21 protein-coding genes and 2 tRNA genes are annotated in these 24,726 nt (G+C 53.8%); 9 read left to right on the top strand and 14 right to left on the bottom strand.

Annotated features, from left to right (window positions below):
- Positions 1 to 73: 73 nt before the first annotated feature.
- From DESMU_RS06485 to rtcA, 3 genes are read left to right on the top strand one after another with little or no spacing between them, the layout of a single operon-like run.
- A complete protein-coding gene (locus DESMU_RS06485; RefSeq protein WP_013562791.1) occupies positions 74 to 2,017 on the top strand; it encodes a beta-CASP ribonuclease aCPSF1 in 1,944 nt (647 codons plus the stop codon).
- A gap of 40 nt (positions 2,018 to 2,057) precedes the next feature.
- The gene (locus DESMU_RS06480; RefSeq protein ID WP_013562790.1) at positions 2,058 to 2,591 is read left to right on the top strand and encodes a nicotinamide-nucleotide adenylyltransferase; all 534 of its coding nucleotides are present in this window, start codon (positions 2,058 to 2,060) and stop codon (positions 2,589 to 2,591) included.
- Positions 2,566 to 3,639 (top strand): RNA 3'-terminal phosphate cyclase, encoded by a 1,074-nt coding sequence (rtcA, locus tag DESMU_RS06475; protein WP_013562789.1) that lies wholly within the window; start codon positions 2,566 to 2,568, stop codon positions 3,637 to 3,639. Before DESMU_RS06480 ends, rtcA begins: the two co-directional genes overlap by 26 nt.
- Here the strand turns inward: rtcA and DESMU_RS06470 are convergent.
- The 6 genes from DESMU_RS06470 to DESMU_RS06445 all read right to left on the bottom strand — a co-directional run bounded on the left by DESMU_RS06470 (position 3,611) and on the right by DESMU_RS06445 (position 7,927).
- Positions 3,611 to 4,627, bottom strand: coding sequence for a GTPase (locus DESMU_RS06470; RefSeq protein WP_013562788.1), 1,017 nt, complete (start codon positions 4,625 to 4,627; stop codon positions 3,611 to 3,613). The two genes, rtcA and DESMU_RS06470, sit on opposite strands and share 29 nt — an antisense overlap.
- A 166-nt stretch (positions 4,628 to 4,793) precedes the next feature.
- Positions 4,794 to 5,591 (bottom strand): hypothetical protein, encoded by a 798-nt coding sequence (locus DESMU_RS06465; RefSeq protein WP_013562787.1) that lies wholly within the window; start codon positions 5,589 to 5,591, stop codon positions 4,794 to 4,796.
- Positions 5,592 to 5,735: 144 nt separating this feature from the next.
- A tRNA-Arg gene (locus DESMU_RS06460) sits at positions 5,736 to 5,810 on the bottom strand.
- Between the two features lie 41 nt (positions 5,811 to 5,851).
- Entirely contained in the window at positions 5,852 to 6,481 is a 630-nt protein-coding gene (locus DESMU_RS06455) for an Ntn hydrolase family protein (RefSeq protein ID WP_013562786.1), read from the bottom strand.
- A gap of 368 nt (positions 6,482 to 6,849) precedes the next feature.
- A complete protein-coding gene (locus DESMU_RS06450) occupies positions 6,850 to 7,353 on the bottom strand; it encodes a ribbon-helix-helix protein, CopG family (RefSeq protein WP_013562785.1) in 504 nt (167 codons plus the stop codon).
- Positions 7,340 to 7,927, bottom strand: coding sequence for a hypothetical protein (locus DESMU_RS06445; RefSeq protein ID WP_013562784.1), 588 nt, complete (start codon positions 7,925 to 7,927; stop codon positions 7,340 to 7,342). Before DESMU_RS06445 ends, DESMU_RS06450 begins: the two co-directional genes overlap by 14 nt.
- A 257-nt stretch (positions 7,928 to 8,184) precedes the next feature.
- On the opposite strand from DESMU_RS06445, the gene DESMU_RS06440 reads away from it, so the two are divergent.
- The 3 genes from DESMU_RS06440 (at position 8,185) to DESMU_RS06430 (ending at position 16,277) form a co-directional block, all read left to right on the top strand.
- A complete protein-coding gene (locus tag DESMU_RS06440) occupies positions 8,185 to 12,060 on the top strand; it encodes a S8 family serine peptidase (protein ID WP_013562783.1) in 3,876 nt (1,291 codons plus the stop codon).
- Positions 12,061 to 12,243: 183 nt separating this feature from the next.
- Positions 12,244 to 14,958 (top strand): hypothetical protein, encoded by a 2,715-nt coding sequence (locus DESMU_RS06435; protein WP_013562782.1) that lies wholly within the window; start codon positions 12,244 to 12,246, stop codon positions 14,956 to 14,958.
- A gap of 368 nt (positions 14,959 to 15,326) precedes the next feature.
- On the top strand, positions 15,327 to 16,277 hold the full coding sequence (locus tag DESMU_RS06430; protein ID WP_013562781.1) for a hypothetical protein: 951 nt from the start codon (positions 15,327 to 15,329) through the stop codon (positions 16,275 to 16,277).
- Positions 16,278 to 16,291: 14 nt separating this feature from the next.
- Here DESMU_RS06430 and DESMU_RS06425 read toward each other — a convergent pair whose 3' ends face one another.
- From DESMU_RS06425 to DESMU_RS06410, 4 genes are all read right to left on the bottom strand, one after another.
- Positions 16,292 to 16,834 carry a tRNA (cytidine(56)-2'-O)-methyltransferase gene (locus DESMU_RS06425; RefSeq protein ID WP_013562780.1) on the bottom strand — a complete coding sequence of 181 codons (543 nt, stop codon included), beginning with the start codon at positions 16,832 to 16,834 and terminating at the stop codon, positions 16,292 to 16,294.
- Positions 16,831 to 17,886 carry a GTPase HflX gene (hflX, locus tag DESMU_RS06420; protein WP_013562779.1) on the bottom strand — a complete coding sequence of 352 codons (1,056 nt, stop codon included), beginning with the start codon at positions 17,884 to 17,886 and terminating at the stop codon, positions 16,831 to 16,833. Before hflX ends, DESMU_RS06425 begins: the two co-directional genes overlap by 4 nt.
- 15 nt (positions 17,887 to 17,901) lie before the next feature.
- Positions 17,902 to 18,387, bottom strand: a complete 486-nt coding sequence (locus tag DESMU_RS06415) for a multiprotein bridging factor aMBF1 (protein ID WP_013562778.1) — start codon at positions 18,385 to 18,387, stop codon at positions 17,902 to 17,904.
- A gap of 177 nt (positions 18,388 to 18,564) precedes the next feature.
- On the bottom strand, positions 18,565 to 19,515 hold the full coding sequence (locus DESMU_RS06410) for an aldo/keto reductase (RefSeq protein ID WP_013562777.1): 951 nt from the start codon (positions 19,513 to 19,515) through the stop codon (positions 18,565 to 18,567).
- 157 nt (positions 19,516 to 19,672) lie between these two features.
- Here DESMU_RS06410 and DESMU_RS06405 point away from each other — a divergent pair, with 157 nt between their 5' ends.
- Both DESMU_RS06405 and DESMU_RS06400 read left to right on the top strand, forming a co-directional pair.
- A complete protein-coding gene (locus tag DESMU_RS06405) occupies positions 19,673 to 20,680 on the top strand; it encodes an NAD(P)/FAD-dependent oxidoreductase (protein ID WP_013562776.1) in 1,008 nt (335 codons plus the stop codon).
- A gap of 83 nt (positions 20,681 to 20,763) precedes the next feature.
- A tRNA-Ile gene (locus DESMU_RS06400) sits at positions 20,764 to 20,837 on the top strand.
- A 143-nt stretch (positions 20,838 to 20,980) separates the two neighbouring features.
- Here the strand turns inward: DESMU_RS06400 and DESMU_RS06395 are convergent.
- The 4 genes from DESMU_RS06395 to DESMU_RS06380 all read right to left on the bottom strand — a co-directional run bounded on the left by DESMU_RS06395 (position 20,981) and on the right by DESMU_RS06380 (position 24,270).
- On the bottom strand, positions 20,981 to 22,198 hold the full coding sequence (locus DESMU_RS06395) for a proteasome-activating nucleotidase (RefSeq protein ID WP_013562775.1): 1,218 nt from the start codon (positions 22,196 to 22,198) through the stop codon (positions 20,981 to 20,983).
- A 94-nt stretch (positions 22,199 to 22,292) separates the two neighbouring features.
- Positions 22,293 to 22,739: a RecB-family nuclease gene (locus DESMU_RS06390; protein ID WP_013562774.1), complete on the bottom strand. Its 447-nt coding sequence runs from the start codon at positions 22,737 to 22,739 to the stop codon at positions 22,293 to 22,295.
- Positions 22,739 to 23,710 (bottom strand): DNA cytosine methyltransferase, encoded by a 972-nt coding sequence (locus DESMU_RS06385; RefSeq protein WP_013562773.1) that lies wholly within the window; start codon positions 23,708 to 23,710, stop codon positions 22,739 to 22,741. The genes DESMU_RS06390 and DESMU_RS06385 overlap by 1 nt, the downstream gene beginning before the upstream one ends.
- On the bottom strand, positions 23,707 to 24,270 hold the full coding sequence (locus DESMU_RS06380; protein WP_013562772.1) for a transcription factor TFIIE: 564 nt from the start codon (positions 24,268 to 24,270) through the stop codon (positions 23,707 to 23,709). Before DESMU_RS06380 ends, DESMU_RS06385 begins: the two co-directional genes overlap by 4 nt.
- Before the next feature lie 171 nt (positions 24,271 to 24,441).
- Here DESMU_RS06380 and DESMU_RS06375 point away from each other — a divergent pair, with 171 nt between their 5' ends.
- A complete protein-coding gene (locus tag DESMU_RS06375; protein ID WP_013562771.1) occupies positions 24,442 to 24,696 on the top strand; it encodes a hypothetical protein in 255 nt (84 codons plus the stop codon).
- Positions 24,697 to 24,726 lie beyond the last annotated feature (30 nt).

Here is a 24,726-nt window from a genome sequence, read left to right as displayed (position 1 = left end):
CTCCTGGATGATTCAATAATCAGCGCCATGTAACGGTTATTCCTAGAAGCACCTAGGAGTGAAGTGATGGCTCGTGAAACTAGACAGGATACTGCTGGAGAAGAATAAGCTGGAGCTATTGAAGAACATAATGGAGGAGATACCGGCTGAGCTCGAGCTGTCGAACATAGAGTTCGAAGGCCCCTTCATAGTCATATATGTGAGGAACAGGGAGGCCATCGAGAAGTACCTGGATCTAGCGCAGAACATAGCTAAGAAGGTGCGGAAGAGAGTGGTCATCAGGGTGGCGCCTGAAAGCCGTCTCCCACCCGGGGAGGCAAAGGAGAAGATCAAGGAGCTAGCGCCGAAGGACGCTGGAGTAGACCCCAACGGCATATACTTCGACGAGGCATCGGGGGAAGTATGGGTTAAAGTAGAGAAGCCAGGCTACCTTGTCGGTAAAGGAAGCACTATGAGGCATCTAATCCTTGCTAAAACCGGGTGGCGCGTCATACCCCAGCGGTCCTCCCCCCTGGAGTCCAAGGCGCTCTACGAGGTACTCAACAATGTGTTGAAGCAGAGCAGTTACAGGGTTGAATTCCTCAGGAGGCTCGGGGAGAGGATACACAGGGACGTTGTGTTCAAGAACAACTATGTTAAGGTCACAGGGCTCGGAGGCTTCCGTGAAGTAGGCAGGTCCTCCATACTCGTTGAGACACGTGAAAGCAAGGTGCTACTAGACCTAGGGATAAACACGGGGGCCATAGACGACCCGGGTAAAGCATACCCGTTGCTCGAAGTAGACTCACTGAGGCTTGACGAGCTCGACGGCGTCATAGTGACACATGCACACCTGGATCACGTTGGGCTCGTGCCAGTGCTCTACAAGTATGGTTACCGGGGACCCGTCTACGTAACCAAGCCCACCAGGGAGCTCATGATCGTGATGCTCAAGGACCTCGTGGATGTGACGAGGAGGTCCGGTAGATACATACCTTTCTCGGAGAAGGATATTTCAACAATGCTGCTCCACACTATAACAGTGGACTACGATGAGGTAACCGATGTAGCGCCAGACATAAAGCTCACCATGTATAACGCCGGCCACATCCTGGGGTCCGCAATAGTCCACCTCCATGTTGGAATGGGGCTCCACAACATAGTGTACACGGGTGACTTCAAGTACTCTGATTCAAGGCTCCTAAACAAGGCGAACACGGTGTTCCCACGCGTGGAGACGCTGATAATGGAGGGAACCTATGGTGCAACACTCCAGGAGAACAGGGCTCAAGCCGAGCAGGGGCTCGTAGACATAGTGAAGAGGACTGCTGAGAGGAAGGGCATAGTGCTGATACCGGTTTTCGCCGTGGGGAGAGGGCAGGAGATAATACTCATATTGAATGAGGCCATGAAAACCGGTAGGATACCGAGGATGAACATCTACGTGGAGGGATTAGTGAACGAGGTGACAGCCATCCACACACAGTACCCGGAGTACCTGAATAGGTCGCTGAGGGAAGCCATATACAACGGTGACAACCCGTTTACATCGGAATGGTTGAAGCCCATAGAGTCAGGGGTTGCAAGGCCCGACATAGTGGAGGACAGGCCCTCCGTGATCATAGCTACAAGCGGCATGCTCACAGGCGGCCCGGCAGTCGACTACCTGAGGCTCCTCGCAGGAGACGAGAGGAACTCCCTCGTGTTCGTCGGCTACCAGGCGGAGGGCACGCTGGGCAGGAAGATAAAGGACGGTGCGAGAGAGGTCACAATGGTGTCGGAGAACAGGGTTGAAGCAATACATATAAAGCTGGAGGTCTACAGCATCGAGGGGTTCAGCGGCCACAGTGATCAACGCGAGCTACTCGAATACGCCAGGGACATCTCCCCGAGGCCTAGGAGAATACTGTTGAACCACGGGGAGCCCTCAGCGCTCAGCGCGCTGTCAACACTGCTGAAAGGCGACAGGGAGCTCAGGGCCAGGGGGAGGCCCGAGGTATTAGTGCCCAACATACTGGACACTATTAATTTGACTTAAAGGGATCAATGGATCCAGGAAGCCTGATCCAGGTGTCTAAATGAACAGGGTTCTATTCCCAGGGAGGTTCCAGCCCTTCCACAGGGGCCACCTAGCCGTCGTGGAGAGGCTCCTCGAAGAGTTCGACGAGATAGTTGTAGTAATAGGGAGCGCGCAGGAGGGTTTCACCTGTAGAAACCCTTTCACAGCCGGTGAGAGAATAGAGATGCTTACACGCCTCTTCAGGGATGAACACGTCTTCGACAGAGTGTGGCTCATACCAGTGCCAGACATATATATGCCGATGGCGTGGACCACGCACGTGCTCTCCTTGACGCCGAGGGTTAACGCTGTCGCCTCAGGCAACCCGCATGTACTCGAGCTATTCAAATGGGTTGGCTTCAAAACAGTTAGGATAGAGCCGGTGGAGCCCGATAAGTATAGTGGTACACGCATAAGGCAGCTAATAGTGGAGGGTAGTGAAGAATGGAGGAGCCTGGTCCCATACACTGTAGCCGAGTACATGGAGGAGGTTGGAGGAGTGGAGAGGATAAGGGAGGTGTGCGTTGATGAGCATTCTAGAAATAGACGGTAGCATAGGTGAGGGAGGCGGGCAGATACTGAGGTACGCGCTGGCACTCTCCTCCCTGACGCTTAGACCCGTCAGGATCTACAATATAAGGGCTAAGAGAGACAACCCAGGCCTCCGCCCCCAGCACCTCACCGCTGTCGAAGCCCTGAGGAAGGTGACTGGAGCCGAGGTGGAGAAGGCTGAAGTAGGGAGCACTGAGATAGTGTTCAAGCCTACTGAGAGGAGGAGCGGGGCGATGGAGATAGATATAGGGACGGCTGGAAGCATCTCGCTAGTGCTGCAGGCACTGCTACCAGTCCTGGTCTTCGGGGAGCGGGATTCAAGGATAAGGCTTAAAGGGGGAACCAATGTACCGTGGAGTCCTCCAATAGACTACATCAGCCACGTGTTCCTATACAATGTGAGACACATGGGTGTCGAGGCGAAGGTAAGCGTCGCCAGGAGAGGGCATTACCCCAAGGGGGGCGGAGTAGTGGATGTAGAGGTGAGACACCTCAAGGAGCCCCTTAAACCAGTCATGATCGTTAAAAGGGGGCGTATAACGGGTTTCACCATACACAGCTACTGTGTTAAACTACCCCACCACGTGGCGGTTAGACAGCTGGAGTCAGCCAGGAGCACCCTGGCAAGAGTCTTCGGGGAGAAGATAGATGGAAGCATTGAAACCTACCCGCCTGACAGGGACCCCCACCTGGGGCCGGGGAGCGGTGTACTCGTCTACGCTGAAGCCGAGCCAGGGGTGAGGCTGGGCAGCGACTCCCTGGGTGAGAAAGGGAAGCCGGCTGAGAAAGTAGGCGAGGAGGCTGCTTTAAGGCTCATAGAGGAGTTGGAGACAGGGATGGCCTTCGACAGGCATATGGGTGACATGTTGATCCCATACATGTTCCTGGCTAGAGGGGTGAGCAGGATAGGTGTCTCAAGGATAACCCTCCACCTGCTCACGGCGATCGAGGTGGGGAAACTCTTCTTCCCTGGTGCAGACCCCGTGGTCGACGGCGAGCTGGGTAAGCCGGGGATAGTAACTATAAGGGGCGTTGGCTTCCAGCCCTGAACGCCTTGACCAACTCCTCCCTCAGGAAATCCAGGTTGACGCCGAGGAGGGCTGACACAGGGATAGGCTTCAACCCTGTCTTCGATTCAACTGATTCAACAACTTCTTCGACAAGCTCCTTGGGCAGGGAGTCAACCTTGTTCACCACGAGTGTCACAGGCTTCCCCTCTACGAGCCTCCTAGCGGTCTCCAACACTCTTAACTGCTCCTCCAGGGAGTAGTAGAAGGAGGGGTTTGCATCGATCACGAAGAGAAGGTGGTCTGCAAGGTGTTTTAAGGCGAGCACAGCCCGCTTCTCCACGATGTTCTTCTCCTCGAGCGGCGTGTCCAGTATGCCGGGTGAATCTATCAACACTATCCTGCCGGCTTCATCCACGTCAATGTGGCCTACAATTATGTTGCGGGTTGTAAACGGGTATGACCCTATCACCGGCCTCGCCCTAGTCAGCTTGGAGAGGAGTGTCGACTTACCTACCTGCGGCACCCCTGCTATAACCACCCTGTAGTCCCCGGATACATCGGGCATTCCTGAGACCTCGGCGACATACTTCTTCACGAGCCCTATGACCCTAGCCTTCCTCTTGTAGAGGGATAGAAGCCTCCCCACCCCGCTTCTGAAAGCCTCCCTGGGGCTGCCTCCCGGCCTACGGATGGCATCCCTGTGCTCCAAGTATATTCTCCGTGCAATCCTGAGAAGCCTCCTGAAGCCGCGTGCAGTGTCAGCTGGCTCCTCACCGACATACATCCTGTACAGCTCCCTGAAGAATAAGGGTAAACCCTCCACCAGCTCAGCGACCTCCACTAGGACTTCAAGCTCCCTGGACACCGTGCTGTACACTGCTTCAAGCCCGCTGAGCAGCAAGCCCTCCCCGCTGGAACCCCGCACACCCAGAGCCCGGAGCCTTGCATCCACGAGCCCCAGCAACTCCCCATGCGTCTTCACATGAAGCCTCCCTAGGATGCCTGGATCCCCCGTCCTCTCCCTCACACAGCCTCCCTCACGCCAGTCTAATACTCAACCACCCTAATGAATACACTGAATCCTTGAAGCCGTGTAGCAGGCAACGGGGAGACACGTGGATCAACAAGTTTAAAGCGGGCTAGGGCTGAGAGGCACATTACCCCCGGGTTCTTTAACGCTGTGCCCGGTGGAACTATCCCGCCGGGAAGCTCACGGTTTGAGTTATAGTGAACCGCTGTGATGCCCCCACGATGCTCAGGGGGAAATCCACCTGGATGGTTTTCCCCGCATAGTATGTTTTTTCATCAACCTCGAGTACTCCAGCGTAGTCCTTTGTTTCGCCGGGCATGATGACTACTTCACTGGGCCCCCTTATCCTACCTATGAGCGTCCCAGAATGCTCTATTCCAACACCATACAGGATTACTGGTACATCACCGGTGTTGGTTACGGTTACCGTGATGTTTTCATCCCAGGATCGCCATGTAGTCGGAGATATTCTTGCTGTAAGCGCCATTCTAAGGTTGAGGATCCTTGTGAAGAGCATTGTCCTATTCTGGTAGGGACCATACAGGAACACTGTGATATTGTACGCCCCCTCCAACCTGGGCTCCTCGTACCATTTAGTCGGTATATAGACGTCTATTGTCTTCACCCCTCTCAGCAGTCTGAAGGTGTCGGAAATACTCGCATAGTCTCCTGCTTCATGGATCCGCTCCTCCTCCCTTCCATCTGGGAGCCAGACCTTGAACACCCCGATCCAATCCGTGTCTCTGAGGTCGACATCCCCGTAAACCTTCAACCTCATGTAGAGGTCGCCGCCCACGTAGAGGAATCCCTCCAGTGTTATATTGGAAATATATGGTTGCAGAGGGGTTGGATGCGGTGAAACCCCGGGCCCACTTCCCTTCGGCGCCGCCAGGAGGTAAAGCACCGCTGACGCTGAGAGCACTATTGCTATCAATAGGACTACGGCGACTCTACTATTCAACAGACCACCATGGGAAGTATGATCACAGCCCCTTAAAAAGCTGGCCCCGCCTGGAGAACCTCTCCACGGTGAAGCAGCTCACCCATGCCCTCAGCGGGAAGCAGGGTGGTGGAAGCGGGGATCAAGGCGTCTTTGATTGTTCAACGGGCCCGCCGGGACTTGAACCCGGGGCCTCCGGCTCCGCAGGCCGGCGCCCTATCCTGGCTAGGCGACGGGCCCACTGGGTTAGTATTATGTGGTCTTTGAGAAATATAAACTCGTTAATGCTGCCCGCGGCCTTGTTGATCGGTGACCTTGAAAAGTATCTCCTTGAACCTGTACCCGCTCCTGGTTATAGTGGCTAGGTCTATTCCATCCCCTGACAGTACGTCTCTCTCCACGACTGTCCTTATAGCGTTCACCGCTAGCTCCTCTGCCTCAGCCAGCGTTATGCTTGGCGAGTACCTTGGCTCTATGTAGCCTAGTGCCAGCTGTGCTCCTGAGCCAACCGCCACGTACTTCTCCTCTATCAGGCTGCCAACGGGGTCGAGGATGTAGAGTGATGGGCCCTCGTCGTCGAAGCCTCCTACAACCACCTCTGTGAGCATCGGTGCAAGCTTATAGTTGTAGAGGATTAGGGAGAGGAGTTTAGCCATGCTCCTAGCCCTGATCTCCCTCCCATGCTGTAGCTCATAGTTCTTGGCTTCAAGCCTGAGCACCTTCACCAGGAAGCCTACGTCGCCCATTAAGCCCGCGAAGCCTACGCCGACATGGTCTGTCACCATGTGTATCTTCCTAGCGTTCCTGCTGAGCACGAAGCCATCGTATGAGAGCCTTTTCTCAGCAGCCAGTACAACGCCCTCACTCGTCTTCAACCCTATGGCTGTACCCGGTAGAACACCCTCACCCATTTAATCCACGCTCACTTAGCTAGGCATTCACCTACTACTATATCAGGGACACGGATTATAAACATCCAACCTCCTCCCCGCCCTAAATGGCGAGGCTTCCAGTTGTAAAGCTATTGAGTACAATGCACCAGTGGTTTTCATGGATCCGAAGAACACCTCATCTACATGTCCAAGATGCAGATTCATGGCTGATGGAGATACTGTTGGAGCCATGAATATTTGGCTCAGAGCTCTATACGCACATGTAGGGGAGCCAGGGGTCCCTGAACACTCCTGTAATGAACAGTGAAGCCCGAGGGAGCAGGGAAACAATAAATGAAATGAAGAGGTGAAGTAAATAACTAGAAGTATTCTGGCTGACCCGAATCCTAGAGGATGGGCTTTCTCGGTGATATTATCACGAGGCTACCGCTGGATGAGATGGATAAGCCGGCGCCCTTCGCCATACCCCTGATCAAGTGGAGCATCCTGGATTTCAAAGGGTTCTCCTGCGGTATAAGTATTATCGACTCTCCTTGAGAGATCGCCGTGCCAGTCCCAACCCCCAGTAGCTCGACGAGCTTCACCGGGTCCACGCCCAGCTCCACGAGCGTTGACCCAAGCCTCTCCCCCCTTCTCTCCAACTCCACGGGGTCGCTTACCTCGAGTACCTCCGGGTACACGTAGGTGAAGCCCACCTTGGAGAGAAGTATCTCAATCCACCTCTCCATGAGGGCCCTGGGAGCATAGTAGCCCGCTGACTCGATCCTTAGGACTTCATCTATTAGCTGCCTCATGTAGCTGGAGATACTTGTCCCCCTCCTCTTCGCAACCTCCTTAAGGGCCTCCACGTACTCCGCGTCCACTCCTATGGTCTTCCTACTCTTTCTCAAGGAACCCCGTCACCCTTACAACCACAGTGTTGACATTGGATGCGAGGTCAAGGATCTTGACGTCGTAGCCCGCCGCAATACCCGTCACCACCTTCTCGAGGAGGCGGATCATCCTGGGGGAGGCGTCAGCCATTGAGACAATGAACTTGTAGACGCCGTCCCCCTCTGCAACCATGTCAACCGTTGTAGCCGGGATCCACAGGGAGAGGGATACCTGGAACTCCCTGGGTGAACTGCCCCGTTTAACCCTGCTCAGCTCGCCGAACCATCTCGCCGACCTTGAAACCTCGTCGAGTAGCTGGGTGAAGAGCTCCTCATCCACCTCGTCGATCACCCTTCTAGCTACATGGGATGGCAGGAATATGAGACCCAGCCTCCTTAAGTCGTCAACGGCGTCGACTAGCACCAGGCTCTCAAGGATAGACGACTTATACCTCATCACCCTGAGCAAGCCGCCCAGGGCCTTCTCTATGAGGACGCTGTAGGGCATCCCATACCTCTCGGAGACGCTGAGAGCCTCCTGTATAACCTCATCTGATAACGGTACAAACCTCCTTCTTACCTCCCTAGACATGGAACCCCACCGGGTTAACGGGTTTTAAACACGCCACGGGGCGCCGGGTTCCTCGAGGACCCGCCGGCCTAAGCATGAAGCCAGTGGGATGCATACCGTCAGGGTCTCCCCCACCGTCTAGAGAGGTAGAAGCCTCTGTAAGCCTAATAAAGCTTTCATAAGCCGGCCTCCGGAGGCACCGAGGGATCCCCTGTGGCACTTGAGTGGTGAAAACTTATATATTGGGGGATACTATTCCTAATGCTTAGGTGTGTGAAATGAAAACCTCTAGAATATACCTTATACCCATATTAGTGTTACTTCTCGCAGTAATAGTCTCCGGGGTACCTATAGCGGCGAAAACCACTGTGCAGGCGAAGGGGGTAAGAGACATTGTGAGCATGTTGAACAGGGTTGACGGCGACTACGTTTCAGTAGTGGTCTCGATAGATAAGTCGACGCCTCCCCAGGCCGTTTACGAGCTGTACAACAGGTTGCAGTCCACGAGCTTCGAGTACTATGGCGTAGAGGTGAACATGGCTGCCTCAAGGCTCGTGAGGGATAAGCTTGGCAACTACGTGTTCAAGGTATTCGGGCCCAGAGACCTCGTGGCCCGGGTACTAGGCGACGCCAAGGAAGTTGCCTTCAGCAACGCTATCGTCAAGCCGGCGTTGACGCTGATGAACCGTGGACTCGATGCAAGAGCCGTTGACTCAGCACCCTTCAAGGAGACCCCTGAAGCCGACACCATGTACGTGAGACTGATCACCGGTGTAGACTTAACGAGCCAAGTATACGGTTTAAACGGTAGCGGAGTAACCGTCGCAGTCGTCGACACAGGCGTGGACTACGGGCACCCCAACCTCCAGAACAAGCTCATATACTGGACCGGTGAATACATGGATGCCTACGGCAACCTAGTGAACATCACGGAGCCACTCGTCCTAGACGCTGATGAATCACAGGTAATACTCTTCCAGGGTTACACTGCGGACAGCAGCGGCTACATCAACATACCGGCTGAGACAGTTTTCCAGGTTATAACCCCATCCATGGTGAACCTGACCCTGACCACCAGCAGGAGCCTCTACGTCGGCAACATACCCTCGGCTAGCGGAGTATACAAGGTGGGCTTAACATACCTCAGTCTTCCCGGTGTATCAGGTGCCGTAGTCAGGTTCGTCCTGCTGGCCGACCCAGATACACCGGGCGTCTACACTAAGCTATACATAGACTTCAACAGGAACAATGTTTTCACAGACTCCGTCGACATGAGCGCCTCATACAATGGTAGTAGGCTACTCGTGTCGCCGAGCCAGGCGAACCCGAGCTACAGCTTCGGCATCGCAGGCGGCTTCTTCTTCGACCTCGGCTGGTGGTTCGGCTCCGGCAGGTTCCTCCCAGGCTGGGATCTACAGGGCAACTACATGAGCATATTCTACGACTTCAATGGGCATGGAACAGCGTGTGCCTCAGCCGTTGCAGGCGAAGACGTCCTCTACGGGGGTCTACTCGAGGGCATAGCACCCGGCGCCAAGGTCATCGGTGTCAAGTCGCTGTGGATGGGTAACACGGAGCTTGGAATGCTGTGGGCAGCCGGCTTCGACGTCGACCCCAATGGGTTACTCTACTACACTGGGAGCAGGAAGGCTGATGTGATAAGCAATAGCTGGGGTATAAGCAGCTTCATATACGATATCTCGGGCTTCGGCTACGACTTCACCTCGATACTTGAAAACGGCTTGGTGACACCGGGCTTCCTCGACCCTGCTTTCCCAGGCATAGTAATAGTGCAGGCAGCCGGTAACGGTGGAGGAGGCTACGGGACGGTTACAGCACCAGGCTCCGCTGCAGGCGTTATAACGGTTGGTGCTTCAACCTCATGGTGGCCCTACTACTACCTCTACGGGTATGCTGACATAACATACGATCAGATAATAAGCTGGTCGGCCAGAGGCCCCACGCCAGCCGGCTACTTGAAGCCGGATGTAGTCAACGTGGGAGCATTCGGCTTCACTGCCTCGGTGATAGGGTGGAATAGGCCTAAGTACACTGTGTTCGGCGGCACCAGCTACGCCACCCCGCTGACAGCCGGCTCCATTGCACTCCTCCTAGGCGCGTTAATGGAGAAGCTTGGAGACGCCGGGAGGTACACGAGCCCGTTCACGGTTAAACAGATCCTGATGAACACTGCTGACTTCCTCAACTACCCGCCACTCGACCAGGGTGCCGGCAGGGTCAACGTGTACAGGGCTGTCTCAAGCATACTGGAGAACAGTGAGCCACTCATATACTCCAGGAGCTACTACACGGGTGTCTCAGGGAAGCTCTCAGAGATATGGTTCTACTACTGGAGAGACTACATACCTTCAAGCCTACTCTACTGGTATGGTGTAGCCCTGTTCCCGGCGAACCCGTCCATCCCATCCACATGGAGCAGCACAGGATACTACGGCATCTACGTGCCTGACATACCGAGGGGGCTATCCAGGGTCTTCGACCTCTCAGTATCCAACCCGTCCTCGACGCCCATAACGGTCTCATTCACCAGCGTTAAATACGTGGTGTCCACTGTTAAGACATATAATTTCACAGCGAGCCTGCTGAAGGGTATGACCGACTACTCCTTCTACCTGATCCTTGACAGGAGCGAGATACCCGGCGACACAGCCTTGATGAGTGTTGAAGTAAACATGCCGTTCAAATACTTCGACGGCGACGGCGACTACGTGCCAGACTACGATGCACTAGTCTACACCTATATATGGGTCAACGACGCGGATGGAAACGGCTACCCATACGACCCCTCGACACCCAACAACCTGTTGCAGGTAGGAGAAGTGGCCTACGTCAACTACGGGCTGCATACATCCTCACACAACAGGCTACAGGTGGCCGACCCGCTTAAATGGCTCAACTACTTCGCCTCAAAGTACGGTGACGCCAAGCTGGTTATAAGGGGTAGATTATGGAACGACACCGATACGAGCAAGGGCTTCCCGGAGCTAGTCAACGTCCCAGTCACCTTGACGATAACCTACTATAAGACCGTCGCAGACACCTCCATCATGCTGCCGTCCACAGCTTTCACAGTCTACCCTGGTAGAACCGTGACCATATATGGAACCATTAAGACCACCTCCACTATGGCTCCAACAGTCTACCAGTCCTACGTGAAGGTCACGGTGAGCGACGGCTCCTCCGTGAAAGAATACTATGTGCCACTCACATACACGGTTGTAGCATCCCTGACCACCGGTGTTGAAACAGTATTGAACCCGATGCAGGACACCGCGTCACCCATGCCTGCCTCACACATCAGGGGAGAAAACGACTGGGACTGGAGGTATGAGGCAGGCGACTGGAGGTTCTTCTACGTCAATGTGAGCAGCCCGGCCATAGCCTACATGCAGGTCAAGGCCTCGTGGAGCATGCCTAACACCTCGCTTGTAACATACACGCTCGGCCCCAACGGGTTCCTAGCAGGCATATTCCTGGGTGAATCAGTATCATGGCACATGCACCTCGGTAGCGGTAGATTCATGTGGCATGCGACAGGTGGAGTAGGCGGCAACACGTCGACGATAACGTTCCCGAGTACATCCTACAGGTACGGTCTCTACCCGTCGAGCAAGCCCACGCTCGGAGTCTACACTATAGTTGTGAGAACAGTGCTGTTCGATGCAGGCGTCAACCTAGAGCGGTTCACCCTATCGGTTTGGCCGCAGAGCATCCCGGCGAGACTGCCCTCGGTGAACGCTGCTGCAACAGGTGTTGCAAGATTCAGCGTTAGATTCCCATACCCGGTGACAGAGTCAAGCGCCGTGGTCGATGCATCACCATACCCGACCGTGGTCAATGCATCATCATACCCGGTCTTCAGCTCGCAGAACGCGGACATAAGGGAGTACAGTGTTGCACCCGTAAGCTACACAGGTAACTACCCGCCGTTCTACGTGTTCTCCTACACTGTGTCATGGGCGAACACAGGTGGAACACTAGACAGGAAGGATATATCACTACTAGTGTTCATGACCAGCAGCAGCCTCCCCGTCTACAGCAGGGTTGGATCAAGCTACTACCTTAACACAACCACATATGTGATCGAGGACTGGGTTATCACAGGACTACAGTACGCGTGGCTCTACCCATAGCTTTTTCCCTGAATCATCAATCCTGAGAGGGGCCCCTTACGGGTTCCCCGAGTCCCCGGGGGGCCCGATCACCCTTGGATCGGGTTGAATTCATGTATACACTTGTATACACAATGTATATACCTGTGTAAACACCCCTCTTAAAACCCTGCCAGTGTATAAGGTGAACAACGGTGAAGTATCATGTCCAAGAGGATAATCTCCATAATACTCGCATTAACAATCTTGACGCCTATACTGGTGAACCTAGCATTCATTGCGCCGGTGACCAGCGCGCAGGGCATAATAGTGAGCGTGACCGGGGCAGACAGCCAGGGAGTATACCCTGGTGGAACCATAAACGTCACAGTAACAGTGCCCCTCACCGCTGCAGTAACCATTGAGGTATCCAACGCGTTCACAGGCCAGGTATACGCCACCCAGACATTCTACCCGCCTAGCCCAGGTACATACAGCATCCTGGTCCCCATACCGAAAAACCTGCCTAACATTGGAACCAATGATCCTCCAGCACTATTGGTCACAGCAAGCATACCCTTCATAGGTCAGGATCAGAGAACCCTCTACGTGTACCCGTTGATCGAGGTAACGCCCTCAGTAACAACAATAGTGGATGGTAAGCGCAACTTCAACAGCATAGTCGTTAACGGATACGGGTTCCCTGAGGGGGCTTCCATAACCGCCGTGAACTTCGATGGCGCAACATACAGCACGACATACACTGTCTCAGCTACCGCGGGCGCCGACGGCTCCGTGAGCATTCCGATACAGTTCTCATACGACGAATCCCTAATATTCGTGCTACCCGCTGACAAGTACAATGTGAACTTCACCTCCACTGCGACACTCATGTACAGGGCTAAGGTGGGAGTGCTAACAGTGATACCGCAGGTCGTCGTATCCCCCAGCGAGGGGAACGGCAAAGCTGATGAAGCAATTTCGCTAGAGGGCTTCGGGTTCCCTGCGGGAGCCTCTATAAGCATCATAGAGCTCTACAACACTAACTTCACCAAGGTAGTATACGTGTTCAATGTGGCTGGGAGCGTGGCTGCAGACAGCGTCGGACACTTCAATATATCGAACCTAAAGGACTACAACGGAACCAACATGGCTGCCGGACTCTACATACCTAGAGTCACACTCAGCGATGGAACCAAGTACGAGTTCAGGAACACCTACCACCTGGTCAGGCCAATACTATGCTACGTTGACAACAGCGGACCACAGTGCGGTGGGCCTGCCCCCTCAGTGCTCCCAGGCCAAGTGATAACCATAGTGGCATATGGATACGGGCCTGGAGCAGCATGGGGCTACAACGAGAACTACCTGGATGTCTCCTATGATAAGATAATGCCGTTAGACACCATCCCCAAGCCAGTGGTGCTGGACAAGGATGGAAACGCCACGTTCCAGGTGACTATACCCCTCAACACATCGTTCGGAGCCCACTACATCTGGGGCATCGACAGCTGGGACTACGAATACAGCCTGGCTGTAATAGTGGGCACCACAGCCTACTGGGTTGGATTAAACCCGTTGACCAATGAACCAATGAAAAACACTACAAAGGTGTCTGCCGGCCTCTATGATGGAGAGAAGTATTATGTGCTCAAGATATGCCCATGTGAAACAGCGGTTGGAACAGCCTACTGTGGCGAGTGCGTTGTATACGGTGGTGAATGCGACTACCTCGGCAACATTATACAGGTGGTTGCCTACGGTCTCGCCTCCGGTGAGCAGGTCACAGTGTACTTCGGGAGCATCCAGGTGGCAAGCGGTGCAGCCGACGATAATGGATTCTTCTCAGCGAAATTCGTTGTACCAACGCTGCCTGAAGGCGAGTACACTATAAGGATCATTGGATCCGTTACAGGCGAACACATTGTGGACTTCTCGATGAACGTTAACAACTATGCCAACCCGTATGTGGCACCCAAGATAGTGCTGGCATCACTCTCAGGAGACTACATACCGATCCTTGTTGGAAGCGGTATAGTGAGAGTACTGGGCACCGGGTTCACGCCCGGTGTAGCCTTCGCAGGCGTGCTAATCAATGACACCGATGCATTAATGAGTGTCACAACCAACGTCCTAAGGTGGACCTCGGACTCCAACGGTGTCCTGGTAAGCCAGTTCACAGGCACACTAGGGTTATGGATACCTATGGTGCAGCCGGGCAAGTACGCTGTGTCACTAGTATACTCGGTAAACAACACCTTCATGAAGAGCATGCCGGGCTTCGTATACGTGGTCAACAACATATCGAGGGCTGCCACGATCGACAATGTGAAGGAGGTTGGAAGCAAGGTTGACCAGGTGGCCGGCACACTGAACGGGTTAGTGAACACCGTCTCCTCAGTGTCAGCAGTAGTCAACAACATAAAGAGCGCGGTGGACACCGTGAACAGCAAGCTCGACGCACTCAGCTCAACCGTTGCATCGAAGACCGACGTCAACAATGTCGCAAGCAAGGTGGATGCATTATCGACAAGCGTTAGCAGCGTTGTAAGCAAGCTTGACAGCGTGACAAGCCAGCTCAACTCAGCCGTGCAGAGCTTGAACACTATATCCAGCGACATATCCGGCTTGAAGACCGGTGTCAACGACGTGAAGACAGCGGTGAGCGGTGTCGCAAGCAAGGTTGACAACGTAGCCAGCACACTGAGCACGGTGTCCAGTGACGTATCCGGCTTGAAGACAAGCGTAGGCAGCCTGCAGAACACCCTCAACACGGTGAGCGGTAAGGTAGACACAGCGATAAGCAAGGCGGACGCCGCAGGTGCATCAGCAACCAACGCCTTCTACATCGGGCTAGTCGCAGTGATATTCGCACTACTGGCAACAGTGTTCGCCCTACTAGCATACCTGACCGTTAGGAGAAGCATAGTCTCGAAATAACCCCTTTTAACCAACACGTTTTTTAAACACGCTTAACACTGTCTCCCCACGCAGCGGGGAGAACCCTCCTCCCACATCCATCTCTAACCTCTGTTCACTCCTAGACACCCATCTCCTCACGCTCCTTCACACCCGGGGGCTCCAGCCTCGTCCAAAGCCACAGGCAAGCACTCCGGAGGTCGTGGATTGCCACCGGGCACAACGACATGGATCCACCTAGGCTCATGCATCACTGCATGGTACCCTTATTCAGCACCCGCTGCTCCGCCGCAATGTAGGGTACATGGTATATAAGACTTCCCAAGTATTCATCAAAATGGATGCAGCTCCGGATCCATTGATAAGTTTAGAGGTTGGTGGTGTGCTATATGAGTATTGAGATCAAGGTGAGCATGGGTGTCCTGGCGTGGCTTGTAATAGCCTTGTTCTCCATGGCTGCATCAGTATACATATACCAGCAGGATTCATCAGCATCCTACACATGGGTGACGCCTTTAAACAGCCCGCAGAGCATCCACCTGTACTTCAAGCAGGGCACGGGGCTGGCACTCGTAGATGTAGCAAGGGGTTCTGAAACAATCACTATCTCCACAGGTGCCCCTTCCACGCTTACACTGGCTCCGTCCCCATCCAGCTACGCGGTAGTGGTTGCGAAGGGCGCCAGCATATATGTTGAAGCCGTTAACATCGTTAACACAGCCGTGGTACTGGCATCGGCCTGGGTGATCTCGAGAAGGATGAGCGGCCTGCGGCTAGCACTATCTCTAACCGTGATTGCTATGCTCGTAGCCCTTGTATCAGCCTCCTCCCTGCTCTACATTGGCACAGGGTTCACCACCGGGTACACCGCTGTTGATAAGAGGCTCTACGCGCAGTTCTCACAGCTAGAGTACATTACGCTGGAGAACCAGACCTACAACTACTCCTACGTCCTCAGGGACTCATTCAGGGATGCAGCACTAGTAAACATATCGATCGAGCTAAGGGACCCCTACATACCGGTTGTACTTGTAAGGGTCAACAGTAGTCAGGGAGCACAGGATATACCTTTATCCACAATAATATCCCCGGGCGGCGGCTCCATCACATACGCCTGGACATTCTACACTGCGAACAGTAACCTAACAATCTACGTGCTCTCACAGGGGAAACTAGAGAACTCAACCATAACCTACTATAAGGTTGAATTCCAGAGGAAAGGCGACCCTCCAACGCTACCCGTGATCCTGCTACCCTTAATCTCGCTGGCAGCGAGCACCACTGCATGCATACTACTGGTGAAGAAGACGCCAGTTCAAAGAGAGGGTGGAACCCGGTAGCCCATGAACAAGGATCACTCCACGCCGGCTCCAAGCCTCCTAACCTTCTTGCCACGGGGAGACGGCACTATTTCAACCTTTGCATCAGGGAACCTCAGGTAGAGTTCTCTCCCAGTGAACAGTCTGTCGAGGAAGACCGCTAAGGCGGCTACCTCTGAGTGGGGTTGATGACCTATTGCTACATTATAGTCTGCCACCTCGTAGAAGAACCCCGGCACCTTCCTGGATCCCACAACCACCAGTATATCCCTACCCAGCCTCCTCACCTCGTCGATCACGCTGTCAACGTGGAGGCCGTACATTGTTAAATGAACCACTAAGCCGCCGTTCCTCTTCCACTCCCTACAGTACTTCTGCGAGTCAACCCCCATCTCAAAGTGGATCCTGCCACCCCATATCTCCGATACCTTCTCAATCGACTCCTTCACTGATTCATCGGCAACATCGCCAAGGATGAACCCGTCTGCCCCGAAGGCACGTGCCACGAGTGCAACATGGGTTGTAACCCTTTTATCCCTGCCAGGCCTATGCCCGTATCTCAACACATATATCTTCAAGCAGTCCCACCCCTCAAAACCCTATAAAGAGCCTCCATTAATAGCTCGAGATTAAACCTCATAGTTGATGAAACCGGTATCAACTCCTCATTACCCGCGAGGAGGCCCTCTACATCCCTCACCTTAGCAGTGTAGTCACCCAGCAAGTCCACTTTGTTCAATGCGACTATGACTGGTTTCCCGTGGACACCTATCTTGCTGAACACCCCTCTCGTAGTCTCCAACTCCACCCGGATCCTTTCAAGAGGCTTGGAGGCGTCCACAACGTTTACAAGCACATCTGCACTACTGATCTCCTCTAGTGTCGCGTAAAACGCCTCAATGATCTCCGGGGGAAGATCCCTGATAAACCCCACTGTGTCTGTGAGGATGAAGCATACATCCCTGTAGGCAACCCTGCTGGATTTAGGTGCAAGAGTTGTAAAGGGCTCGGGTCCCACGGGCTTACCGAGCCCTGTTAAAGCGTTGAAGAGGCTTGTCTTACCTGCACAGGTGTACCCTGTGATCGCGACGTGGGGGAGTCCTGATTCAATCCTCTGCTTCCTCCTGACGCCACGTATCCTCCTCAGCTCCTCGAGCTCTCTTCGAACCCTGGCCTCCTTCCTCTTAAGCATGAGATAATATTTCTCGTAGCCATACCTGCCGGCACCGAGGAAGCCGTGTAGCTCACCCATCTTAGCATACCTCACAGCCTCCCTCACGAGTGGAATATAGTATTTCAGCCGGGCCAGCTCTATCTGCATCTTCGCCTCCTTGGAGCCAGCGTGCTCAGCGAATATCTCGAGTATCAACATAACCCTGTCCACGACATCCCTCTTCAACTCTCTCGCCAGGTTAACTACCTGCACCGGTTTAAGCCTATCCATGACAACAAGCTTCTCGAACCCGCATTCCCCGAGCTCCCTGAGCCTCTCACTCGACAAGTATGTCCCCGGCGAGGGCTTCCCCACCTTCACAACACACTGTATGTCACTATAGATGGTCTTCACAAGTCCAAGCTCCTCCTCGAGGAAGCCCCAGTACCTCCTGGGTACGGCTACAGCGACCCTCAACCCTCTCTGAGCCCTCTACTCGCGTTTCAACCTGATCAAGTCACCTATCGTTAAATCATCGCTTCCCCCACCGGTTGCAGAAGCCCCTTCATCAACCACTGGCTCAAGGAGCTTCACGCCTAGAACCTTCTCAAGCCTCCTGGCAAGGTCGAGGCCCGGCTTCAGTTTCCCGGCCTCAATCCTCTTGATTATGTTTTCACTCTCCCTCACCTTCTGCGCTAAAACCTGCTGAGTCCAGCCAAGCCTCTCCCTGGCCTCCCTGATCCTCTTAGCGTAGTCCTCAACCACCTCGAACTCCTCCCTAACCCTTGGCTTCAACGGCCTGGGTGCTTGTCTAGCAGGCTGCTGCCTCTTCTCCTCCACAAACGGCCTAGCCTTACCCTGCCCGACAAGCCTGGCGTAGCACTGAGGGCACACGGTGAGGACGCTGCCTTCAACAACCACCTTCCTGCACTCGTTTTTCCCAACCTCCCGTCCGCAGACCTCGCAGTAGCAGGACAAAGCCATCACCCTTACCTGCCTACCCTATCGCCATTATCCTAGTTAAGGTTTATTTATGGATACTGTGCCAGTGCTCCAGGCACCGTCCCGTAGCAATGGCTACGAGGAATACGGCTTGGGAAAAACAGGTTTTCAACCCTCCCCGGTTCTGGGAGGCCACAGCTGTTCTACGATGGCCTACCATGTCACATAGGTTATCCTTACTCCCTTTGCAACCTCGTACAGCCTCATCCAGTCCTCGAAGCTCAGCTCCCATCCAACCGCGCCCGCATTCTCTACGACTTGCTCAGGGGTTTTCGCACCGGGTATTGGGACTACTACTGGGCTGTATTTTATCAGCCAGTTTAACGCTACCTGTGAAGGCGTTCTACCGTACTTGGATGCCACCTCTTTCAGCGTGTTGATCAACGGTGTCAGCTTCTCGAAGTTAGAGGGGTGGAACACTGGTTCATTACTCCTTAGATCCTTGAAGCCGCCTATGTTCTCCAACGTGTACTTACCTGTCAATGCACCCTTGGCGAGAGGGCTCCATGGTATGAAGGTGAAGTCGTTTGCCTCCGCGTAGGGTATCAACTCCTCCTCAGCCCACCTCTCAGCGAGGTTAAACCTGTACTGCATGCTCACGATATCCGTGAAGGAGAATGCCTCCCTGAGCTCCTCTATCAATGCTATAGGGTAGTTGCTTACACCGATATACCTCACCTTACCGTGGAGTATGAGTCTTTCAAGGGCGCGGGCATAGGATGCAGTGGGATAGTTATGCCAGCATGGAGGCCAGTGCAACTGAAGGAGGTCCACCGTGTTCACTCCCAGCCTCTTCAAAGACCGCTCAACCGATTTAAAGACGTCATCAGGGTTCAGGAAGTCCCCGGGTATCTTAGTCGCTATGAATACCTCATCCCTCTTTACCCCGAGCTCCCTCAGCGACCTGCCCAGGAACTCCTCGCTCATCCCCCTGCCATACACCATCGCGGTGTCGATGAAGTTCATGCCGACCTCCACTGCTTTGGCAATAACCTTCTTCGCAGCCTCATACTCTGTTAAACCCCATGTCTCACTATACTGCCATGTACCGAGGCCTATCCTAGATATCTTCTCATCAGTCCAGCCAAGCGTAGTGTACTCCATGGAATCCACCATTAAAATATACTGGGAAACACCCTTAAAACAATGGGCACCCGGCTTAACCCGCAGGCCTCCGGGTGGGACTACAAGCCGATGCCGGGCAAGGCATCCTTGAAAACTTTAAAAGACATGTGTCAAGTAGTGGGAGATGGTGACGGTTATGGGCTTCAAATTCAGGATAACCGGGTTAAGCGGGGCGGCATACAGGAGTGGTGAAACCTACGATGTCATAGTGGTTGGAGGCGGGCCAGCTGGATTAACCGCCGCACTCTACAGTGCAAGATACGGGTTTAAAACCATAGTTGTCACAAAGCTGGTGGGAGGCGCCGTCACAGAGGCACCCCTCGTCGACGACTACCCAGGGATCCCTGAAATACCCGGCAACGACCTCGTCGACAAGTTCGTCAAGCATGTTCGAAAATACAATGTACCAGTGGTAGTCGATGAGGTCGTCAACGTATCGAGGAGGCCGGAGGATAATAAGTGGTGTGTCGAACTGAGAAGCGGTGGCATGCTCTGCAGCTACGCAGTCATAATAGCTGTTGGAAGCGAGAAGAGGAAGCTGGGTGTACCCGGCGAGAAAGAACTGGTGGGGAGAGGCGTCTCCTACTGCGCCACATGCGACGGCCCCTTGTTCAAGGACAAGGTGGTCGCGGTGGTTGGAGGTGGGAACGCCGCGTTTACTTCAGCACTATACCTAGCCAAGCTTGCCTCACACGTGTACATCATACATAGGAGAGACGAGTTCAGAGCCTTCAAGATATACGTTGACGCCGCCCGTAGCAACCCGAAGATAACGCTCCTAACGAACACCGTGGTTAAAGAACTACTGGGCAGCGAGCACCTGGAAGCCGTGAAAATATACAATACTCAGACCCAGAGAGAGGAAGTGTTGAAGGTAGACGGGCTCTTCATAGAGATAGGGCTTCAGCCACCCGTAGAATTCTTCAAGAAGATAGGGTTAAACGTGGATGAAACCGGTAGAGCAGTGGTTAACCTGGATAGAAGCACGAACCTACCCGGTATATTCGTAGCCGGGGACGCTGCCGGAGGACCCTACAAATACAGGTTTGAACAGGTCATAACGGCTGCTGCAGACGGAGCTATAGCGGCTGACGCAGCCTGCAAATACATCTGCGCGTTGAAGGGGCAGGAGTACTCTAGGTGAAACCGGGAACAGCTTCAATGAGTCCCTGACACATTGATTCGTGAAATTATTTAAATCCCCTTCCAGCTCAATAAATAGAGACGGGGCCCGTAGCTCAGCCTGGTAGAGCGCCCGGCTCATAACCGGGTGGACCGGGGTTCGAATCCCCGCGGGCCCACTACGGGATCCTCCACCGCTGGCAACTACGAGTACTCCGCCATGGTGCTTCACGGATTGAAGACAATTCCTAAGGGAACCGTCACATGGCTGAAAATGGGAATCCTTGAAAACACATGCATGTAGATGTCTCAGGCGGCTCAGCTATTGGAAGACCAGTGTCTGCGTGCCGTCCCGTTCCCTTCTATCGTATTCCTCCACACCACGCAGCCTCTTCTTCTCCCGCAGCTTCTCCACTGCTTTCAGGAAGTCCCTCATCGAGACCTGCCTGCGGTTTTCACGGATCGCATTGTATCCGGCTTCTGTTACCACGGCTTTTATCTCTGCACCGGTGAACCCGTTGGTTAACCTGGCTAGCTCCATGAAGTCCACGTCGCCTGCGAGCCTCATTCTACGCGTATGTATCCTGAATATCTCTAGTCTACCGTTGAGGTCTGGCAACGGGACCTCTATTATCCTGTCGAACCTCCCAGGCCTCAGTATAGCGGGGTCGAGTATGTCTATCCTGTTCGTTGCAGCTATTATTTTAACCCTGTCGAGGGGTTTGAACCCATCTATCTCTGCTAGGAGCTGCATAAGGGTTCTCTGAACCTCTCTTTCACCACTGGTACCTATATCTATCCTCTTAGCTGCTATGGCGTCTATTTCATCGATGAAGACTATTGAGGGAGCCTTCCTCCTCGCCAGCTCGAAGAGCTCCCTGACTATCCTGGCGCCCTCCCCGATGAATTTTTGAACGAGCTCGCTGCCAACTATAGCTATGAATGTTGCATTCGACTCGGCTGCAACAGCCTTCGCAAGCAGTGTTTTACCGCATCCAGGTGGGCCGTATAGGAGGACCCCCTTAGGGGGCTCGATACCTATCTCCTCGAATAGCTCGGGGTTCTTCAACGGCATCTCAACGACTTCCCTTAGCTCCCTTATCTGCTCTGCAAGCCCACCTATATCCTCGTATCTCACCCCAGGCTTCTCCACTACCTCCATTGATTGAACATATGTGTCGACGTGTGAGGGAAGTACTTCAACTATCACTGAGCCACGCTGGTTTAAAGCCACTCTAACACCGGGCTTGATTAGGCTTCTATCAATGTTGTCCGCTAACGCCACCACTAGGTTGGGTCCCGTGGAGCTTTTAACCACGGCCCTCCCATCGCTTAAAACATACTCCACAACGCCCTCTATGAGAGGGGGAGAGATCATTTTTTCAAGCTCGCTCCTATAGTAGTTTATCTTCGTTAAAAGCTTCTCGCGTTCAGCCTCAAGGAGCCTGACCTTGGATTCAAGATACCTTATGTAGTCCTCCTCGTTCACCACTGCATCAAGCTTCTCAAGCTTCTCCCTGTTATCCATCCCGCTACTCATAGCCTGAAACCCTTCATCATTATTGCTTAATGAAACCAATTTAAACCATTGAGCAGGGTGTTGCAGCGATCCAGGAGTAGGCTGAAGCTTTTTACTAGGGCTTCACAGTCCTCCGGTAGAATTCGTAGACAAGTACACCGGTTAGGGCTGTAACCGGCAACCCCCTTGGCACGTTGCTTGGCCACACTGCTTCAAGCCCCTCGACCTCCCTCCTGCTCGGCTCCTGGTCGCCGGAGCCCAGGAGTATCGCCACCCTGCCACCTGTGTTAACGATCTCCGGGAGCTGTGCCTCCACACCCGACTCATCAATGTAGAATACTCGTTCACACCCTAGTACACTGCGGAGATCGCTTACCTCGGGTAGCACTATGAGCGGCTTGCCCTGCTTGATCGCCACCTTATGTGCCTCGGGCACCCCGATCTGCGCGGCTGCACCGATTGGTTTTATCACAACAGGCACGAGGCCGTCTAACACGTAGACTGTCTTAACGAAGTCCATGAGCTTCTGAATACTTGACGGCGAGTACAACGCTATATACATTACACCACCCCTTCATCCAGTGCTCTTGCAAGGTGCCCCGCAATGGCCTTAGCCAGCGGGGCTGGTACGGCTTCACCCACCATGTTGTATTGTTCCTCCCTTCCACCTATAAAGATGAATGTGTCGGTGAAACCCATTAGCCTAGCCTGCTCTCTCACGGTGAGCAATCTATCCTCGAAGGGGTGGATGAACCTCGAGGAGCCGAGCACCGTGGGTGCGATACTGTTAGGGTTAAGCCTCACCATGTTTGGAAGGGTTTTCTCAGCTCCCTGATAATGTATCATTGCATCACCCCACCTCAACCTATGCATCCTCTTAAGCTTCCTCCACGAGGGATCCGGGGGCCTCTCATGGTTCGGCAGGCCCCGGCCAGGTGGAGGTAGGTCGCGTAGGGCATCCCATACAACCCTTCTCCCTGTTTTCTCAGGCTCTATACGGATGTTCGAGATGAAGACTCTCTTCCTATGGCTAGGGGTCCCGTAGTCTTCGGCGAGCAGTATGTTGAAGTAGACCTCACCGTAGCCGACACGCCTGAACTCGCGTAGCAGGGCGTCGCGCAGCCCGTCCTCGGTTATCGCCGGCACGTTCTCCATGACGAATACTCTCGGGCGATAATGCCCTATGATCCTTATGAAGTGCAGTGTTAACTGCCCCATGGGGTCACTGTATAAGCGGTCCAATGGGTTTTTCTCGCGTCTAGGGTTGGCTCCCGTGAAGGGCTCGCAGGGCGGGCTACCTATGACCACGTCGACTTCATCCGGCTTCACGAGCCCCGTGAGGATTTCACCGGTGAGGTCTTTCACATCCTCGTTAACCACCAGGGTGTGCGGGAAGTTCGCTTTATATGTCTCGGCAGCCGGCTTAAAGCTGTCCACCGCGAGCAGGGACTTGAATCTACCTGATAGATGGAAGCCTAGTGAGAAGCCGCCGGCCCCCGAGAAGACATCTATATACTTGTAAACCGGCTTCACTCTCGAACCCGTTCCAGCCTTCTAATCAACGCGTCGATCCTGCTTATGGATTCCTGGAGAACCCTTACCGCCTCACCCTTGTTTGACTCGACGAGTACCTCGCCGTCGGAGGGGCAGATGAAGTCGTTCACGTATGCCTCGTCGAGAGTATATCTTTTACCGCATCTCGGACACTCGTACACTATGTTCCCTGCCTCGAAGCTCAACCTGGCTGCAAGCTTCTCCCTTGCCTTGCGGAGCCTCATCAGTACAGCGCTCCTCAACCCAGGCTTATTGAGCCTCCATATGTGGAGCACGCCGTCCCCGGTTCTGAGTTTACCGGGTACAACAATGTTCTCCTCTGACATCTTCTGGAGTATCCTTCTCCCCTCGTTCGATTTTATCCCAGTGTCGCGTGTAAGCAGCTCCTCTGCAACATAGCCGTGCTCCAACATGAATCTAAGTAGCTTGAGGCCCGGCTCACCGTAGACGCCGCGCACCAGATCCTCCAATACCTCGAGGACCTCTCCATCCTCCTCAACCAGTGTGTCCTCCGCTCTGGCAGTTTTACTCAGCTTCATTCACCTTTAACGGGTTTACTCACCAAGTATATACTTGGCTTAGGGGGCTTATATCCAATTCCAAAAACTAGTGAACCCGGGTCTCCCCAGTGTGCTTCACGAATATATATAAGTGCTTCACCGGTATCACCAGGTTATTGAAGCATGAAGCAATAGTGCGGTGGCACCGCCATGTGGACGCTTGTATTGAGGATTGAAAGCAAAGGGTGCGCTAGCTGCGTGGCCACAGCCTTAACCCATTTATTCAAGATTAAGGGTGTGAGCGGTGTGAAGGTTCGTGGCCGAGAAATACTGGTGCTCTTAAGGGACAGGAGCCTAGCTGAGGAGGTTGTGAATAACCCGGTTCTCAGGGAGTACTATGTTGTTAAAGAGTGGAGAATCGTCGACGGCAACCTGCTCAGCGAAGCCCACGTGTTCAAGCTTTAAGGCGTCGTGGATCCCCGGCTTGCATACCAC

The sequence above is a fragment of the Desulfurococcus mucosus DSM 2162 genome (genome assembly GCF_000186365.1).
In the GTDB taxonomy this organism is placed as follows: domain Archaea; phylum Thermoproteota; class Thermoprotei_A; order Sulfolobales; family Desulfurococcaceae; genus Desulfurococcus; species Desulfurococcus mucosus.
This window is presented reverse-complemented; position numbering and strand designations above follow the sequence as displayed.

Bases quoted from the DNA above. Each gene is read 5' to 3' on its own strand.
- DESMU_RS06390 (WP_013562774.1), bottom strand. From the start codon at position 22,739: ATGTATATAGCGTTGTACTCGCCGTCAAGTATTCAGAAGCTCATGGAC.
- DESMU_RS06440 (WP_013562783.1), top strand. From the start codon at position 8,185: ATGAAAACCTCTAGAATATACCTTATACCCATATTAGTGTTACTTCTC.
- DESMU_RS06480 (WP_013562790.1), top strand. From the start codon at position 2,058: ATGAACAGGGTTCTATTCCCAGGGAGGTTCCAGCCCTTCCACAGGGGC.
- DESMU_RS06410 (WP_013562777.1), bottom strand. From the start codon at position 19,515: ATGGAGTACACTACGCTTGGCTGGACTGATGAGAAGATATCTAGGATA.
- DESMU_RS06445 (WP_013562784.1), bottom strand. From the start codon at position 7,927: ATGTCTAGGGAGGTAAGAAGGAGGTTTGTACCGTTATCAGATGAGGTT.
- rtcA (WP_013562789.1), top strand. From the start codon at position 2,566: ATGAGCATTCTAGAAATAGACGGTAGCATAGGTGAGGGAGGCGGGCAG.
- DESMU_RS06395 (WP_013562775.1), bottom strand. From the start codon at position 22,198: ATGAGTAGCGGGATGGATAACAGGGAGAAGCTTGAGAAGCTTGATGCA.
- DESMU_RS06455 (WP_013562786.1), bottom strand. From the start codon at position 6,481: ATGGGTGAGGGTGTTCTACCGGGTACAGCCATAGGGTTGAAGACGAGT.
- DESMU_RS06375 (WP_013562771.1), top strand. From the start codon at position 24,442: ATGTGGACGCTTGTATTGAGGATTGAAAGCAAAGGGTGCGCTAGCTGC.
- DESMU_RS06405 (WP_013562776.1), top strand. From the start codon at position 19,673: ATGGGCTTCAAATTCAGGATAACCGGGTTAAGCGGGGCGGCATACAGG.
- DESMU_RS06380 (WP_013562772.1), bottom strand. From the start codon at position 24,270: ATGAAGCTGAGTAAAACTGCCAGAGCGGAGGACACACTGGTTGAGGAG.
- DESMU_RS06430 (WP_013562781.1), top strand. From the start codon at position 15,327: ATGAGTATTGAGATCAAGGTGAGCATGGGTGTCCTGGCGTGGCTTGTA.
- DESMU_RS06435 (WP_013562782.1), top strand. From the start codon at position 12,244: ATGTCCAAGAGGATAATCTCCATAATACTCGCATTAACAATCTTGACG.